General features: G+C 70.5%; 15 protein-coding genes. 7 read left to right on the top strand and 8 right to left on the bottom strand.

Annotated elements, in window-relative coordinates:
- The first annotated feature begins 84 nt into the window (after nucleotides 1–84).
- The gene (locus tag ACIOKD_RS34565) at nucleotides 85–639 is read left to right on the top strand and encodes a hypothetical protein (protein WP_402091846.1); all 555 of its coding nucleotides are present in this window, start codon (nucleotides 85–87) and stop codon (nucleotides 637–639) included.
- 260 nt (nucleotides 640–899) lie between these two features.
- Here the strand turns inward: ACIOKD_RS34565 and ACIOKD_RS34560 are convergent, their stop codons facing one another.
- From ACIOKD_RS34560 to ACIOKD_RS34550, 3 genes are read right to left on the bottom strand one after another with little or no spacing between them, the layout of a single operon-like run.
- Nucleotides 900–1,472 carry a cob(I)yrinic acid a,c-diamide adenosyltransferase gene (locus ACIOKD_RS34560; protein WP_402091845.1) on the bottom strand — a complete coding sequence of 191 codons (573 nt, stop codon included), beginning with the start codon at nucleotides 1,470–1,472 and terminating at the stop codon, nucleotides 900–902.
- A gap of 13 nt (nucleotides 1,473–1,485) precedes the next feature.
- Nucleotides 1,486–2,235: an ABC transporter permease gene (locus ACIOKD_RS34555; RefSeq protein WP_402091924.1), complete on the bottom strand. Its 750-nt coding sequence runs from the start codon at nucleotides 2,233–2,235 to the stop codon at nucleotides 1,486–1,488.
- A 52-nt stretch (nucleotides 2,236–2,287) separates the two neighbouring features.
- A complete protein-coding gene (locus ACIOKD_RS34550; RefSeq protein ID WP_402091843.1) occupies nucleotides 2,288–3,064 on the bottom strand; it encodes an ABC transporter ATP-binding protein in 777 nt (258 codons plus the stop codon).
- Nucleotides 3,065–3,153: 89 nt separating this feature from the next.
- Here ACIOKD_RS34550 and ACIOKD_RS34545 point away from each other — a divergent pair, with 89 nt between their 5' ends.
- From ACIOKD_RS34545 to ACIOKD_RS34530, 4 genes are all read left to right on the top strand, one after another.
- On the top strand, nucleotides 3,154–3,795 hold the full coding sequence (locus tag ACIOKD_RS34545; protein WP_402091841.1) for a TetR/AcrR family transcriptional regulator: 642 nt from the start codon (nucleotides 3,154–3,156) through the stop codon (nucleotides 3,793–3,795).
- Nucleotides 3,796–4,034: 239 nt separating this feature from the next.
- Nucleotides 4,035–4,883, top strand: coding sequence for a 3-hydroxyacyl-CoA dehydrogenase family protein (locus tag ACIOKD_RS34540; protein ID WP_402091839.1), 849 nt, complete (start codon nucleotides 4,035–4,037; stop codon nucleotides 4,881–4,883).
- 195 nt (nucleotides 4,884–5,078) lie between these two features.
- Nucleotides 5,079–5,402: an STAS domain-containing protein gene (locus tag ACIOKD_RS34535; RefSeq protein WP_402091837.1), complete on the top strand. Its 324-nt coding sequence runs from the start codon at nucleotides 5,079–5,081 to the stop codon at nucleotides 5,400–5,402.
- Between the two features lie 261 nt (nucleotides 5,403–5,663).
- A complete protein-coding gene (locus ACIOKD_RS34530) occupies nucleotides 5,664–8,315 on the top strand; it encodes an ATP-binding protein (protein WP_402091835.1) in 2,652 nt (883 codons plus the stop codon).
- A gap of 115 nt (nucleotides 8,316–8,430) precedes the next feature.
- Here the strand turns inward: ACIOKD_RS34530 and nucS are convergent, their stop codons facing one another.
- Complete coding sequence (gene nucS, locus ACIOKD_RS34525) at nucleotides 8,431–9,102, bottom strand: endonuclease NucS (protein WP_402091833.1); 672 nt, start codon at nucleotides 9,100–9,102, stop codon at nucleotides 8,431–8,433.
- Nucleotides 9,103–9,401: 299 nt separating this feature from the next.
- Between nucS and ACIOKD_RS34520 the strand changes: the two genes are divergently transcribed.
- Nucleotides 9,402–9,794 (top strand): SCO5389 family protein, encoded by a 393-nt coding sequence (locus ACIOKD_RS34520; protein ID WP_107021284.1) that lies wholly within the window; start codon nucleotides 9,402–9,404, stop codon nucleotides 9,792–9,794.
- A gap of 160 nt (nucleotides 9,795–9,954) precedes the next feature.
- Here ACIOKD_RS34520 and ACIOKD_RS34515 read toward each other — a convergent pair whose 3' ends face one another.
- Nucleotides 9,955–10,989, bottom strand: a complete 1,035-nt coding sequence (locus tag ACIOKD_RS34515) for an LLM class flavin-dependent oxidoreductase (protein WP_402091831.1) — start codon at nucleotides 10,987–10,989, stop codon at nucleotides 9,955–9,957.
- Between the two features lie 217 nt (nucleotides 10,990–11,206).
- Between ACIOKD_RS34515 and ACIOKD_RS34510 the strand changes: the two genes are divergently transcribed.
- The gene (locus ACIOKD_RS34510; RefSeq protein ID WP_402091830.1) at nucleotides 11,207–11,536 is read left to right on the top strand and encodes an ATP/GTP-binding protein; all 330 of its coding nucleotides are present in this window, start codon (nucleotides 11,207–11,209) and stop codon (nucleotides 11,534–11,536) included.
- Nucleotides 11,537–11,575: 39 nt separating this feature from the next.
- Here the strand turns inward: ACIOKD_RS34510 and ACIOKD_RS34505 are convergent, their stop codons facing one another.
- The 3 genes from ACIOKD_RS34505 to ACIOKD_RS34495 form a co-directional block, all read right to left on the bottom strand.
- Nucleotides 11,576–12,421 (bottom strand): ABC transporter permease, encoded by an 846-nt coding sequence (locus ACIOKD_RS34505; RefSeq protein ID WP_402091828.1) that lies wholly within the window; start codon nucleotides 12,419–12,421, stop codon nucleotides 11,576–11,578.
- The gene (locus tag ACIOKD_RS34500) at nucleotides 12,418–13,671 is read right to left on the bottom strand and encodes an ATP-binding cassette domain-containing protein (protein ID WP_402091826.1); all 1,254 of its coding nucleotides are present in this window, start codon (nucleotides 13,669–13,671) and stop codon (nucleotides 12,418–12,420) included. The genes ACIOKD_RS34505 and ACIOKD_RS34500 overlap by 4 nt, the downstream gene beginning before the upstream one ends.
- Before the next feature lie 109 nt (nucleotides 13,672–13,780).
- A complete protein-coding gene (locus ACIOKD_RS34495) occupies nucleotides 13,781–14,551 on the bottom strand; it encodes an ABC transporter permease (RefSeq protein WP_402091823.1) in 771 nt (256 codons plus the stop codon).
- Between the last annotated feature and the right edge of the window lie 2 nt (nucleotides 14,552–14,553).

Here is a 14,553-nt window from a genome sequence, read left to right as displayed (position 1 = left end):
GATGCAGCACGACTTCGTCACTGCCGATGACGATCGACGACGCCTCCCGCGCGAGCCTTGGAGGGTGACCGAGAGGAGTTCGTCGTGATCGTCACGCTGATCGTTGTGTGCGAGGTCGGCTTCTGGGTGCTGCTGGCCGGGGGGCTCGCCTTTCGCTATCTGCTGAAGATGCCCCGCACGGGGCTGGCGCTGCTGCTGTGCGAGCCGCTGCTTGAGGTCGTGCTGCTGGTGGTCACCGCGCTGGATCTGAAGGCCGGGGCCGAGCCGAACTGGACGCACGGGCTGGCCGCGCTGTACATCGGGTACACCGTCGGGCACGGGCATCGGACCGTGAGGTGGCTCGACGGGCATGCGGCGCACCGGCTCGGCGGGGGGCCTCGGCCGGCCGGGCCGCCGAGGTACGGGATGGGTCGGGCGCGGCACGAAGGGGTGGTGTGGCTGGGCACGGTGGTGGGGGCCGCCGTCGCGACCGGGTTGCTTCAGCTCGCGATCTGGTACGTCGATGACCCTGGGCGGGTCGGGTCGCTGGAGAGTTGGCGGTATGTGGCTTGGCGGGCGGCCGGGATCCATGGGGTGGTGGCGTTGACGTATCTGGTCTGGCCCAAAAGCGAAAAACTGCGCAGTTCCCCGCGCCCCTGAAGGCCGGAGAATGCGCTGTTCCCCGCGCCCCTGACAGGCCAAGGGCGAAAGGACTGCGCCGTTCCCCGCGCCCCTAGGGGGGCCAGAGGTTGCGCTGTTCCTCGCGCCTCTGACAGGCCAAGGGCGAAAGGACTGCGCCGTTCCCCGCGCCCCTAGGGGGGCCAGAGGTTGCGTTGTTCCTCGCGCCGCCCCTAGGGGGCAGAGGTTGCGTTGTTCCTCGCGCCCCTGGGAGGTGAAAGCCGCGTCCCCGGACGCGGGAGTCAGCGGTCGCCGCCCGGGATCCACAGCACGTCCCCCACCTCCTTGTTCGCCGTTCTGGCCAGGATGAAGAGGAGGTCCGAGAGGCGGTTGAGGTAGGTGGCTGTGAGGGGGTTCATCACCTCGGCGTGGGACTCCAGGGCCGTCCATGTCGAGCGTTCCGCCCGGCGGACCACCGTGCAGGCCTGGTGGAGGAGGGCCGCGCCGGGGGTGCCGCCGGGGAGGATGAAGGAACGGAGCTTCTCCAGCCGCTCGTTGAAGCGGTCGCAGTCCGCCTCCAGTCTGTCGATGTAGAACTGCTCGACGCGCAGGGGCGGGAACTCGGGGTTCTCCACGACCGGGGTCGACAGGTCCGCCCCCACGTCGAACAGGTCGTTCTGGACGCGGGAGAGGACCTTCACGATCTCCTCGTCGAGGTCGCCGAGGGCGATCGCCGTGCCGAGGGCCGCGTTCGCCTCGTTGGCGTCGGCGTACGCCGAGATCCGCGGATCCGTCTTGGCGGTGCGGCTCATGTCGCCGAGGGCGGTGGTGCCCTGGTCGCCGGTCCTGGTGTAGATGCGCGTCAGATTGACCATGCGGCCAGCGTAGTTACGCCCCGGCCGTTCGGAACACGCGTGTGCCCACTGTCACGGCGAGTCCCGCGAAGCCGACGGCCACGAGGACCCCGTACGCCATGGAGGCGGTGGCGTACGAGCCGACGTACGCGTCCCGCATCGCGTCCACCAGATAGCGGAACGGCATGACGTGCGAGAGGCCGTCCAGCCAGCCCGGTGCCAGCGACATGGGCAGCATGAGGCCGGACAGGAGCATGGAGGGCATGGTCAGGGCGTTGATCGTCGGGCCGAACGCGTGGGGTGAGCTGATGCGCATGGCCAGCGCGTAGGAGAGCGAGGCCAGCGAGACCGTGAGGAGGGCGACGAAGGCGAAGCCGATCAGGATGCCCGCCACGGGTGCGCGCAGGCCCATCACCACGGCGGCCAGGACCAGCAGGACGGCCTGGAAGACGAAGACGGCCGTGTCGCGCAGCACGCGGCCGAGCAGGAGCGCGAGCCGGCTGACCGGGGTGACGCGCATCCGCTCCACGACCCCGTGGTTCTTCTCGACGATGATCATGAATCCGGCGAACGCGGCGCCGAACAGGCCGAGCTGGAGCAGCAGTCCTGGTACCAGGACCTGCCAGGAACTCCCGCCGCCGCCCAGCGGCAGACCGGTGAGCAGGGGGCCGAAGAAGAGCAGGTACAGCAGCGGCATCAGTACGCCGAAGAGCAGTGCGAACTTGGAGCGCAGGGTTTGGCGGAGATAGCGCTCGAAGATCAGCGCGGTGTCCTGGAGAAGCATGTCGGTCACGACCTCGTAAGTCAGACGGCTGGACGGCTGGACGGCTGGACGGCTAGGCGGTTGCGGGGGCCGCCGGCTCCGGGGTGCGGCCGGTGATCGTCAGGAACGTGTCCTGGAGCGTCGCGTCGATCGAACCCCCGTACCGGAGCTTGAGCGCGCTCGGCGTGCCTTCCGCGACCACGACCCCGCCGTCGACGATCACGAGCCGGTCGGCGAGGGCGTCCGCCTCGTCGAGGTGGTGCGTGGTGAGGAAGACCGTGGTGCCGTGCTCGTCACGGAGGCGGCGGACGAGGTCCCAGAGGTCGGCGCGGCTCGCCGGGTCGAGGCCGGTGGTCGGTTCGTCGAGGAACAGCACCTTCGGGCGGTGGACGAGGCCGAGCGCGATGTCGAGCCGGCGGCGCAGGCCGCCGGAGAGCGCCGACGTCTTGCGGTCGAGGAGGTCGGTCAGGCCGAGGTCGAGGGCCAACTCGTCGGCGCGCGCGACCGCCTGCTGCTTCGTCAGGCGGTAGAGACGGCCCTGCGTGACCAGTTCCTCCCGCACGGAGACCTGGGGGTCGACCCCGCCCGACTGCGCCACGTACCCGCACGCGCGGCGGACGCCCGCCGGGTCGCCGGCCAGGTCGTGGCCCGCGACGGTGGCGGCGCCACCGGTGGGGGCCAGCAGGGTCGTGAGCATCCGGAGCGTGGTCGTCTTGCCGGCGCCGTTCGGGCCGAGGAGGCCGAGGATCTCGCCCGGCGTCACGGTGAGATCGATGCCGCGGACCGCCTCGACGGGGCCGCGTTTCGTCTGGAAGGTCCGGGCCAGGCCGGCCGTGCTGATGATGGGCATGCGCCAAGAAAAACAGAGTCACTTAAATTTTGCAATGACCCCAAAGTTTAAGAGAGACCAATGAAACGGGCCCGGCCTACGATGAGGCCATGGCAGAGGGGCTCAGGGAGCGGAAGAAGCGCGAGACCAGGCAGCGGATCTCGGACATCGCCACGGGGCTGTTCCTGGAGCACGGCTTCGTCACCGTGACGATGGTCGACGTCGCGGAAGCCGCCGATGTGTCCGTGAACACCGTGTACAACTACTTCCAGGCCAAGGAAGACCTCTTCTTCGACCGCAGCAGGGGGGTGATCGACCGGCTCTCGCGCTGGGTGCGCGGCCGGGACCCGGGCGAGTCGGCGGCCGCCGCCGTCCTGCGCGAGCTGCGCGAGGAGGTCGAGATGGTCTCACCCCGGGTCGGCCTGATGGAGGGCTACGACCGGTTCATGCGCGTCATCCACGACGCGCCCGCCCTCCGCTCCCGGCTGTGGAGCCTCCAGCAGGAGGTCCACGACCACCTGGCGGACACCCTGCGCGAGGAGACGGGCGCCGCGCCGGACGATCCGACGCCCGGACTGATGGCGGGGCAGATCGGCTGGCTCCAGCAGACGGTCATGAGCACCGTCGGGCGCGAGATGGTCGCCGGGCGCGATCCGGCCGAGGTCTCCCGCGAGGTGCTGACGCTGTTGGACGGCATGGAGGACCTTTTGAGCGAGAAGGTCCTCAACTACGCCGTACGGGCGGCGGAATGAGCCTCCCGGTGTGATGTCCGTCAGATGAGACGTGACGCGCGTTACTTAGCGGTCACACGGCACCTCACGAGCGCTATGGTCCGCCGGAGAGGCAACTCGAAGGCGTGTTGTTCGGGGCTGCCTCGCGATGTCAACGCCAGTCGTCCCGGTCGGCCTCCCGCCGGCCGGAGTCCGGGGTCGCGCGGCGGTCGCCGCACATCGACGCGACCCCGGGGGAGAAGCAGCAGGGGAGTCGGACAGTGGCAGGGAAGCTCGCCGTCATCGGGGCCGGACTCATGGGGTCCGGTATCGCCCAGGTCGCCGCACAGGCCGGCTGGGACGTCGTCCTGCGGGATGTCACCGACGCGGCGCTGACCCGTGGCACCGACGGCATCAAGGCCTCGTACGACAAGTTCGTGAGCAAGGGGAAGCTGGACGCGGGCGCGGCCGAAGAGGCGCTGGGCCGCATTACCACGACCACCGACCTGGACGCGGTCGCCGACGTCGACATCGTCGTCGAGGCCGTGTTCGAGAAGCTGGAAGTCAAGCACGAGATCTTCCGTACGCTCGACAAGCTGGTGAAGGACGAGACCGTACTCGCCTCCAACACCTCCGCCATCCCGATCACCAAGATCGCGGCGGCCACCGAGCGCCCGGAGCGGGTCGTCGGCGTCCACTTCTTCTCGCCGGTGCCGATGATGCGGCTCTGCGAACTGGTCCGCGGATACAAGACCAGTGACGAAGCGCTCGCCAGTGCCCGGGAGTTCGCCGAGTCGGTCGGCAAGACCTGCATCGTCGTCAACCGCGACGTGGCCGGCTTCGTCACCACCCGGCTCATCTCGGCACTCGTCGTCGAGGCGGCCAAGCTGTACGAGTCGGGCGTGGCCACCGCCGAGGACATCGACCTGGCCTGCAAGCTGGGCTTCGGTCACGCCATGGGACCGCTCGCCACCGCCGACCTCACGGGTGTCGACATCCTGCTGCACGCGGCGAGCAACATCTACACCGAGTCCCAGGACGAGAAGTTCGCGCCGCCGGAACTGATGCGCCGGATGGTTGACGCCGGTGACATCGGACGCAAGAGCGGGCAGGGCTTCTACACCTACTGACGCACGTACCGACTCCGCGGTGATCCACGGCCCGTCACACCGTCACTCGTCAGGGTGGTTTGGGTATCGGTTCGCTCACGGACGGCAACTTCTGCCCCGGTACGGCAGTCAGTCCTGACAACGCCTGACACCACCTGGCACCACAGGGCACGACGAAGACGCCGAGTACGAAAAACGCACTCTCGGGGAGCGCATATGCACATCAGGGGCGACCACGCCGAGCTGGTCGTCGGGGGCCGCCTCGACGTCCGCAGCGCGGCGGACGCCCGTACGGTCCTGCACACGGCCATCGACGACGGCGTCGGCGACCTGGTGCTCGACCTGTCAGAGCTGGACTCCTGGGACGCCACCGGCCTCGGTGTCATCATGGGAGTCCACCGACGGGCGGGGCGGTACGGCCGGAGGCTTGTGCTGCGCGGCGTCCCGCCGCAGATGCAGCGCCTGCTGGTGGCCACCCGCCTTCACCGCATCCTCGCGATCGAGGGTGGCATCGGGGTCGAATCACTGCCGCGGGTGTGAGGCTCCGCGTCACTGCCGCAAACGGCGAAGACCGGATCGGAAGCGGCGTACGAAACCCGTACCTCGCGAACAATCCTCACGAAGCTGTGACGTCTCGGACGGCACGGTACCCCGTGTGTTCCTGGATACTGTGCGAAGGTTTAGGGTTCGCGTGCCCGCGTGTTGATGAACCCGTCAGTGGGCACCGGACCAGAAGCGACAGCGCGGTGTGCGGCAGGCCGGAGGGGGCTCGCACACGACGCTTTTGGGGGGCTTGGACCTATGGACCCGATGAACCGGGGACCCGAAGACCACGGTCATGACGACGATTCGGCGCCACGACAGCGCCCACCGCGCGAGCCTTTGACGCACGCGCTGGGGCAGAGTGGCGTCCAGCACACGCCCGCACCGGCCCGCACCGTCCAACTGGTCGCGGGCGACCATCTGCTCACCGTCAATCCCGTCGACGGCAGCGAGATCGAGCTCCGCCCGCCGGGCGAGCGGCCACCGCGGCCCACGAAGTTCAGCGCCGCCGAGCGGACCGAACAGACCCGCTCCGCACGGCCGCCCGTGCCGCCCGGGGCGCCGGGGCCCGGACTGCCGCTCCTGGAGCGCCAGGAGGAGCGTGAGCGGCTCGTACGGCTGCTCGCGCGCGGACGTTCCGTACGGCTCACCGGGCCCTCGGGCTCGGGCCGCACCGTTCTGCTGGACGCCGTGGCCGACGACTGCGCGGACCTCGCGCCCGACGGCGTGATCCGCCTCAGCGGCCATCGCCGCACGGCCGACGATCTGCTGCACGACCTCTTCTCCGCCGTCTACGACGCTCCGTCGTACCGGCCGGAACAGGACGAACTGCTCGCACTCGTCCACGAGATCGGCGCGGTCGTCGTCCTGGACGACGTGGAGTTCGGCGGCAACGCGCTCGAAGACCTGCTCGACGCCACACCCGAGTGCGCCTTCCTGGTCTCGGCGACGCCCGAGATCGCCGCGCCGGTCGCGGACTCGCTCCTCGAAGAGGTCTTCCTCAGCGGTCTCGGCCGCGCCGGCGGCCTCGAACTGCTGGAGCGTGCCGTCGGCCGGGTCCTCACCGAGGAGGAGGCCAACTGGGCGGGCGACCTCTGGTTCGAGTCCGAGGGTCTCCCGCTGCGCTTCGTCCAGGCCGGAGCCCTGCTGCGGCAGCGCGACCAGCTGAGCAGCGACCCGGCGGCCTTCGACGACTTCGGCCGCTACTCCGGTGAGTACGACGACGCGCCCACGGGCACCCGCATGGACGCACCCATGGACGCGTCCACCGACGTGTCCACCGAAGAGTCCGGCACCGAGGACCGCCGCGGGGTACCGCTGCCCTCGCTCGCCGAGGGTGCCGCGCCCGCCGCGCTGCTCGCCTCCCGGCTCAGCGAGTCGGCCCGCGCCACCCTGCGCTTCGCCGTCGCCCTGGGGGGCGAGGTGCCGCACCAGGCGCATCTGCCTGCCATCGTGGGACACACGCACGCGGACGCCGCTCTCGCGGAACTCGTCGGCTGCGCGCTCGTCACCCCGGTCGGATCGCACTACCGGCTCGCGGCCGGCGTGCAGACCCAGCTGGAGAGCGCGGGATACGCCTCGGACGCCGAGGAGACGGCCCGCGCCGCCGCGCGGCACTACGCCTGGTGGGCCGGGCACCCGTCCGTCACCCCGGAGCGGGTCTGCGCCGAAGCGGACGCCGTGCTCGCCGCACTGGCCGCCCTGGTGCCGCTGACCGTGCCGCCGGCCGAGGACGAGGAGAGCGCCACGGCGGTGGAGCTGGCCCGGACGGCCGCGCCCGCCTTCGCCGCGGGACTGCACTGGAGCGCCTGGGAGCGCGCGCTGCGCTCCGGGAGCGAGGCCGCCCGGCTCGCCGGCGAGGTCTCGGATCAAGCCTATTTCCACCACGAGTTGGGCATCCTCGCGCTCTGCGGCGGACAGCTCGACCGGGCCCGCGCCGAACTGGAGGCCTCCGTCGGCCTGCGCGGTGCCCTCGCCGACAAGCGCGGCACCGTCGCGGGCCGGCGCGCCCTGGCCCTGGTCGCGGACCGCTCGGGCTTCTCCAGCCTGCCGGCCTCGTTCGGGCAGGGGGGACTTCCGGCACTGCCCGCGGGGATCGGCTCGACGTCCGGCGAGGAGGTGCCCGACGCGCGGTCCGAGGAGTCGGCGTCGCCGCCCGGCGGCGTACCGGCCGCGCTCGCGATGGTCCCCTCACTGCAGGGACCGGGCGAGCCCGCCACACTGGTCACGCACCGCACCGGGCCCGCCTCCTCGGCCGGAACCGGAGGGGCCAAGGCAGGCGGGGCCAAGGCAGGCGGGGCGAAGACAGGCGGGGTGAAGGGCCTGGTCAACGGCGCCCGGCGCAATGTGGTGGCCGCCGGAGCGGGCGCGCTGCTCGCCGCCGTGCTCGGCACGGTGGTGACGCTCGGCGCGACCTCCAACCCCGACGACAACACCCCGTCGGAGAAGGTCGGCGTCACCCCGTCGGCCAGCGCGGACGACGACGGCGAAGGGCTCGGCGCCGACCGTCCGAAGAAGGGCAGCGGCGACGCGGACTCGACGGCCCGTCCGACCGACCCGGGCGAGGACGGCGTCCTCGGGACCTCGGACGATCCGACACCGACGTCGACCGGCGAGCCGTCGGACGAGCCGAGCGGGTCGAAGGAGCCGAGCCCGACCAACTCCACGACGAAACCGCCGTCGTCCACGCCGAAGCCGCCGCCCTCGCCGAAGCCGTCGGACACCACGAAGCCGCCGACGAGTTCCACGCCCACTCCGACGCCGACCGCGTCCGAGCCCTCCGGGGAGCCCAGCGAGAGCCCGCCGTCCGAACCGTCGACCTCCGACTCGGCCAGCGGCCCCGCGTCCGGCCCGGCCACGAGCAGCAGCTCCGCGAGCGGCGGCGCGCCCGGGTCGCCGACGGTGATCTGAGGCGCGTAACAGGCGCGCACAAGGCCTGGGCGAGTCCGTCACGGCATGACGGTGGGCCGGAACCTGTGAAAGGTCCCGGCCCACCGTCATGCCGTACGAACTGTTCCGGTCCTCGTCAGAACAGCCGCAGCTTGTCGTCCTCGATGCCCCGCATCGCGTTGTAGTCGAGGACCGTGCAGCCGATGCCCCGGTCCGTGGCGAGCACGCGGGCCTGCGGCTTGATCTCCTGTGCGGCGAAGATGCCGCGGACCGGCGCGAGATGGGGGTCGCGGTTCAACAGGTCCAGGTAGCGCGTCAGTTGCTCCACGCCGTCGATCTCGCCGCGCCGCTTGATCTCCACGGCGACGGTCTTTCCTTCCGCGTCGCGGCACAGGATGTCGACCGGGCCGATGGCCGTCATGTACTCGCGGCGGATCAGCGAGTAGCCCTCGCCGAGGATCTCGATCCGGTCGGCGAGCAGCTCCTGGAGGTGCGCCTCCACGCCGTCCTTGATCAGGCCGGGGTCGACGCCGAGCTCGTGCGCGGAGTCGTGGAGGACTTCCTCCATGGTGATGATGAGCTTCTCGCCCGCCTTGTTGATGACGGTCCACACACCCTCGTCCTCCCCCGAACCCTCCTTCAGGGTGCAGGGCGGCGACATCCAGTTGAGGGGCTTGTAGGCCCGGTCGTCCGCATGGATCGAGACGCTGCCGTCCGCTTTCACGAGGATGAGACGGGGGGCCGACGGGAGATGGGCGGTGAGCCGGCCCGCGTAGTCGACGGAGCAGCGGGCAATGACGAGACGCATGGTCGGCAACGCTACTCGACGGGCACGGGTCGGCGCGATCCGGCCAGGAGGCTCGTTGACCGGAGCCTTTCCCGTCACCTTCCCTGTCGCCCCTGTTTCCCCGGATAAGCCCTGTTCGAAAGTGGCCGGTTGTGTGCACGTGGGGTCTTCGCTGTGTGCCCAATGTCCTGGTGCGGCCACGAACAGTTGCCTACCGTATAAACGGGAGGTCGCGATGCGTGTACCCAGCGTGTCCGACGTCGCGGTCTCCTTACCTGTCCGTCAACCCCCTCTGCCGAGGGGGTGCGAGAGGAGAACCCATGTCGCTGGACGTCTCACCGGCCCTACTCGAAAAGGCCGAGCGAGGCGAGGTCGACGAAGCGGAATTCGTCGACTGCGTCCGGACCTCCCTGCCCTACGCATGGGAGATGATCAGCTCCCTGGTGGCTCAGCTGAAGGTGGACGGCGGCAACTTCGCCGACAACCAGACGCCTCCGCCGGACGAGCAGGCGCGGGGCCAGCTGCTGCGTGCCCTCGCGAGTGACGCGATACGAGGTGCGCTGCAGCGGCACTTCGGGGTGAGGCTGGCCTTCCAGAACTGCCACAGGGTGGCAGTGTTCCCGCTGGACGGCTCGGTGGACGACACCCTGACCCGCTTCACGTCGGTGCGCAGTCAGCTGCTGAACCAGTCGCCGGAGTTCCGGGACTGCTGATGCGGTGATGCGGTGATGCCGCAGAGCTTGCCGCTCCGTACGCGGGAGGTGTTCTGTGCGGGAGCGGCAAGCTTCCCGCGGCTCGGGCCCGTTCGGCCCGGGCCCCGGGTCCGCGGAGGCGGGGGTGTCGTGGTCTCGGGCCGGTGCGCGGGTCCGCAGCTCACCGGAGCCGTGGCAGTACCTCGTCCCCCAGCCGCCGTACGTTCTCCTCCGTGGCGGCCAGATCGCCGGAGCCCTCCACGAGGAGCGCGAAGCGGGTGATCCCCGTGCGCTCGGAGGTCGCCGCGAGGCGGTCCGCGCACAGACGGGGCGTGCCCACCGGGTGCAGCCCGCAGAGGAGTTCGGTGTAGGCCGCCGGATCGCGCATCGAGCGCTTGCGGTCGTCCACCGTGACATGGGCTTCCAGCCCTTGCCGCAGCCACCCCGGCATGGCCTTCTGCAGTGTCTCGACGGCGTCCGTCCGCCGGTCCGCGATCTGTGCCACACCGGCCGACACATGGGACGCGCCGGCGACCGCGATGTCGTCGGGGGAGTGCCCCGCGGCGAGCGCGTACGTACGCCACAGCGCGACCATCTCGGCCTTCTCCTCGTCCCCCACATGCATGCCGAGAAGCATCGGGAGCCCGCGCTCGGCGGCCATCCTGACGCTCGACGGCGAGGTGCACGCGACGACGACCTCGGGGCTCTCACCGCCCGACAGGGCCTCCGACGGCCGCGGTACGACGGGGACTTCACGGAAGCCGAAACGCTCGGAGACGCCCGCCACGGACGGCCGACGCAGCCAGCTCATCAACAGATCGAGTGATTCCGGGAACCCCTGTTCGTACGCTTCGAGGCCCGTCCCGAAGACCTCCAGGTCGACCCACGGCCCGCCGCGTCCCACCCCGAGCGAGAAACGTCCGCCCGAGGTCACGTGCAGCAGCGCGGCCTGTTCGCCGAGTGCCACCGGGTGCACGGTGGGCAGCACGCTGACCGCCGTGCCGACGCGGATGCGGCGGGTGCGGCCCAGCAGCAGCGCCGCCAGCGTCACGGCCGACGGGCAGGTCCCGTACGGCACGAAGTGGTGCTCGGCCAGCCACACCGTGTCGAGCCCGGCCTCCTCGGCGACCTCCGCCGACCGCACCGCGCGGTGCAGCGCCTCGCCCTGTCCCTGACCGGGGAACTGGGCTGCCAGAACAAAACTACCTACGCGCATCGCGCTCCTGCCTCCTTGTGCCGACGAGGCTCCCCCATCCCGCATAACCGTCTGACACGTGCCAAAGACACGGCTTGGCGGGGAGATTGGCGGATTGTCTGGAGAATGGGCCGACCGTGCGGAGGTCTGTGGGGATTGGTGACGTACGCGTACCCCTGGGAGCTCCGCGTAGGCTGCGCACAGCCCCTGCTCCCTGTATAGCTCCGTGAGGTGTCCTGTGTCCCCGCGTCGCAACCGTCCCCACGTCGGTGGCTCCGGCCGGAGCGCGGACGAGGATCCGTCCGACCGGTACGGCGGCTGGCAGTCGGCCGAGAGCTGGCGCGGCGAGTCCTGGAGCGTACGGCACGTGGCAGGAGCGAGCGCGCAGGGCAAGACCTACCGCTGTCCGGGCTGCGACCAGCAGATTCCCTCCGGCGTCCCGCACGTGGTGGCCTGGCCCGAGCACTCCGGGGTGGAGGAGCGCCGGCACTGGCACAAGTCGTGCTGGAACGCGAAGGACCGCCGCACCACGAGGGTGCAGCGGTCCCGGAACGCGCCGAGGTTCTAGAACATCGGCGCGAAGTCTCTACGCGGCGTTCACGTCGGATTACACGTCGCGCCGCTCAAGGAGTACGTACGCGCCCGCGATCGCCGCCGCGGTCACACCGGCGAGCAGGAGGAGCTGCGAGCCCCCGCCGCTGTCCGCGGAGTCGAGTTCGAAGATCTTGGCGAGCGCGTTCGGGGCGTTGTACTCCATCATCTTCTCGCCGACCGTGCGCATGCTCTCGGACATCATCAGGAACGCCGGCAGGATCGCCGGGACCAGCACCAGACCGAGCATCGCGGTGATCGCGCCGGCGGAGTGCCGCAGCATCGAGCCCACGGCGAGCGCGAGCACGCCGAGCAGCGACACGTACAGCGCGCCGATCAGGACGGTCCCGCCCCACGCGTTGTCCGAGGCGCCGCCGTGCATGCCCGAGGTGACCAGGCCGACGAACCCGATGGCGAGCGCCGACACGACGAACGCGACGACGAAGAAGATCAGCAGCTTGGCGGTGAGCACCCGGTGGCGCTGGGGCGAGGCCGTGAACGTCGTACGGATCATGCCCGTGCCGTACTCGGACGAGACCACCAGCACGCCCAGGGTGATCAGGCAGAGCTGCCCGAGGATCAGCCCGAAGAACGCGGGGATCGTGTAGGGGACGTCCGCGTAGTCGGTGTCGTTCGTCTGGGCGGCCACGAGAAGGCCGATCCCCACCACCAGGAGCAGGAAGACGCCGAGCGTCCACATGGTGGAGCGCACCGACTTGATCTTCGTCCACTCCGAGGTGAGCGCGTGCCCGAGATGGGTGCGCGTGACCGGAATCGGCGAGGTGTACGAAGTCCCGGGGGCCGACTGCCAGTTCGGGGCAGGGGCGGCCTGCTGGTGCGTCTGCGGCTGGGGCGTGCTCATCGGGCGTCCTCGGGCTTGGTCAGGTCGGGGGCGGCGGAGGAGGGCTGCGCGGGGGCGGCCGGAGACTCCACGGGCGCGGACCGCGCGGGCGCGGGCTGCGCGGAGGCCGGCTGAGCGGGCTGGGCGTACGGGTTGGGCTCTCCGGCGCCCGGAGCACCCGGAGCGCCGTAGGGGCCCGCGGGCGGCTGTCCCTGGGGCATCGCGAACGGCTGCCCGCCCTGCTGGGGCGGCGGCGGCGCGTACCAGCCCGGCTGGCCCTGTCCCGGCACCGGCATCTGCGGCGGCGGCATCGCGCCCGGCGGCAGCTGCTGCTGGAGTCCCGCGCGCTGGTCGGTGGTGGAGCGGTAGTCGACCGCGCCCTGCGTCATCCGCATGTACGCCTCCTCCAGCGACGCCTGGTGCGGCGACAGCTCCCACAGCCGTACGTCGGCGTCGTGGGCGAGGTCGCTGATGCGGGGGAGCGGCAGCCCGGTGACGCGCAGCCCGCCGTCCTGCTCCGGCATCACCTGACCGCCCGCCTCCGTGAGCGCGGCCGTCAGCTTCTCGCGCTGGGCGGGGTCGGTGCCGGGAGTGCGCACCCGCGCGAAGTCGGCCGAGTTGTGCGAGATGAAGTCGCGGACGCTCATGTCGGCGAGCAGCTGGCCGCGGCCGATCACGATGAGGTGGTCCGCCGTGACGGCCATCTCGCTCATCAGGTGCGAGGAGACGAAGACGGTCCGGCCCTCCGCGGCCAGCGACTTCATCAGGTTGCGCACCCAGAGGATGCCCTCGGGGTCGAGTCCGTTGATCGGCTCGTCGAAGAGGAGCACCTGCGGGTCGCCGAGCAGCGCGGCCGCGATGCCGAGCCGCTGGCCCATGCCGAGCGAGAAGCCCTTGGAGCGCTTCTTCGCCACGTCCTGCAGCCCCACGACCCCGAGCACCTCGTCCACCCGGCGGGCGGGGATGCCCGACAGCTGCGCCAGGCACAGCAGGTGGTTACGGGCGTGCCGGCCGCCGTGCACGGCCTTGGCGTCGAGCAGCGCGCCGACCTGGCGCGGGGCGTTGGGCAGCCTGCGGTACGGGTAGCCGCCGATCGTCACCTGCCCGGCGCTGGGGTTGTCCAGCCCGAGAATCATCCGCATGGTCGTGGACTTGCCCGACCCGTTGGGGCCGAGGAAGCCGGTGACCGAGCCCGGCCTGACCTGGAAGGAAAGGTTGTACACGGCCGTCTTGTCGCCGTAGCGCTTCGTCAGGCCGACTGCCTCGATCATTCTCCGCACCCATCGAAAGGTTCAGGACGTCGGGGCACACGCCCCCGTAAGGGTTAGGAGGATATCGGTGCGCTGACGGTTCCCTTCAAGAGCGGGTAAAAACCTCCCGTCACGCGTCGCGTCTCTTCAGCAGTACGTACCCGCCGATCACCGCGACGACGACCCACAGCACCATGATGCCCAGCCCTCCCCAGGGTCCGTACGGTACGTCGTCGTCGAGCGGGGTGACCACCTGCATGATCTTCCTGCCGGCCTGGTCGGGCAGGAACCGACCGATCTTCTTGGTGGCGGAGACGTTGCCGAGGACGGCGGAGATCAGGAAGAAGAACGGCATCAGGATGCCCAGGGACAGCATCGGGCTGCGGAGCATCGTGGCGACGCCCATCGAGAAGACGGCGATGAGGGTCATGTAGAGGCCGCCGCCGATGACCGCGCGCAGGACGCCCGGGTCGCCGATCGACGCCTTGTGCGAGCCGAGCATCGCCTGGCCGAGGAAGAACGCGACGAAACTGGTCACGACGCCCACGAGGAGGGCGAGCCCGGTCGCCACCGCCATCTTGCTGAACAGGAACGTGCCGCGCCGCGGGACGGCGGAGAGCGAGGTGCGGATCATGCCGGTGCTGTACTCGTTGGACACCACGAGCACGCCGAACACGATCAGCGCCAGCTGACCGAGGCTCATCCCGGCGAAGCTGATGTAGGTGGGGTCGAAGGAGAGCCGGTCCTCCGCGTCCATCTTGTCGAACTCGTTCTTGGACAACAGCGAGATCAGCGCACCGAGCACGACGGTCACCACGGCGGCGAGGCTCAGCGTCCACAACGTGGACGCCACCGACCGGATCTTGGTCCACTCGGACCTCAGGACCTGGGTCGCGGCCATGG

The sequence above is a fragment of the Streptomyces sp. NPDC087844 genome, from assembly GCF_044742785.1.
Classification (GTDB): Bacteria; Actinomycetota; Actinomycetes; order Streptomycetales; family Streptomycetaceae; genus Streptomyces.
The sequence above is the reverse complement of the archived record's forward strand: the minus strand, read 5'-3'. Positions and strand labels throughout refer to the sequence as shown.

What these genes read in the sequence shown, in the direction of transcription:
- ACIOKD_RS34535 (WP_402091837.1), top strand. Translation starts at nt 5,079, where the DNA reads ATGCACATCAGGGGCGACCACGCCGAGCTGGTCGTCGGGGGCCGCCTC.
- ACIOKD_RS34495 (WP_402091823.1), bottom strand. Translation starts at nt 14,551, where the DNA reads ATGGCCGCGACCCAGGTCCTGAGGTCCGAGTGGACCAAGATCCGGTCG.
- ACIOKD_RS34530 (WP_402091835.1), top strand. Translation starts at nt 5,664, where the DNA reads ATGGACCCGATGAACCGGGGACCCGAAGACCACGGTCATGACGACGAT.
- ACIOKD_RS34515 (WP_402091831.1), bottom strand. Translation starts at nt 10,989, where the DNA reads ATGCGCGTAGGTAGTTTTGTTCTGGCAGCCCAGTTCCCCGGTCAGGGA.
- ACIOKD_RS34500 (WP_402091826.1), bottom strand. Translation starts at nt 13,671, where the DNA reads ATGATCGAGGCAGTCGGCCTGACGAAGCGCTACGGCGACAAGACGGCC.
- ACIOKD_RS34545 (WP_402091841.1), top strand. Translation starts at nt 3,154, where the DNA reads ATGGCAGAGGGGCTCAGGGAGCGGAAGAAGCGCGAGACCAGGCAGCGG.
- ACIOKD_RS34555 (WP_402091924.1), bottom strand. Translation starts at nt 2,235, where the DNA reads ATGCTTCTCCAGGACACCGCGCTGATCTTCGAGCGCTATCTCCGCCAA.
- nucS (WP_402091833.1), bottom strand. Translation starts at nt 9,102, where the DNA reads ATGCGTCTCGTCATTGCCCGCTGCTCCGTCGACTACGCGGGCCGGCTC.
- ACIOKD_RS34560 (WP_402091845.1), bottom strand. Translation starts at nt 1,472, where the DNA reads ATGGTCAATCTGACGCGCATCTACACCAGGACCGGCGACCAGGGCACC.
- ACIOKD_RS34520 (WP_107021284.1), top strand. Translation starts at nt 9,402, where the DNA reads ATGTCGCTGGACGTCTCACCGGCCCTACTCGAAAAGGCCGAGCGAGGC.
- ACIOKD_RS34505 (WP_402091828.1), bottom strand. Translation starts at nt 12,421, where the DNA reads ATGAGCACGCCCCAGCCGCAGACGCACCAGCAGGCCGCCCCTGCCCCG.
- ACIOKD_RS34550 (WP_402091843.1), bottom strand. Translation starts at nt 3,064, where the DNA reads ATGCCCATCATCAGCACGGCCGGCCTGGCCCGGACCTTCCAGACGAAA.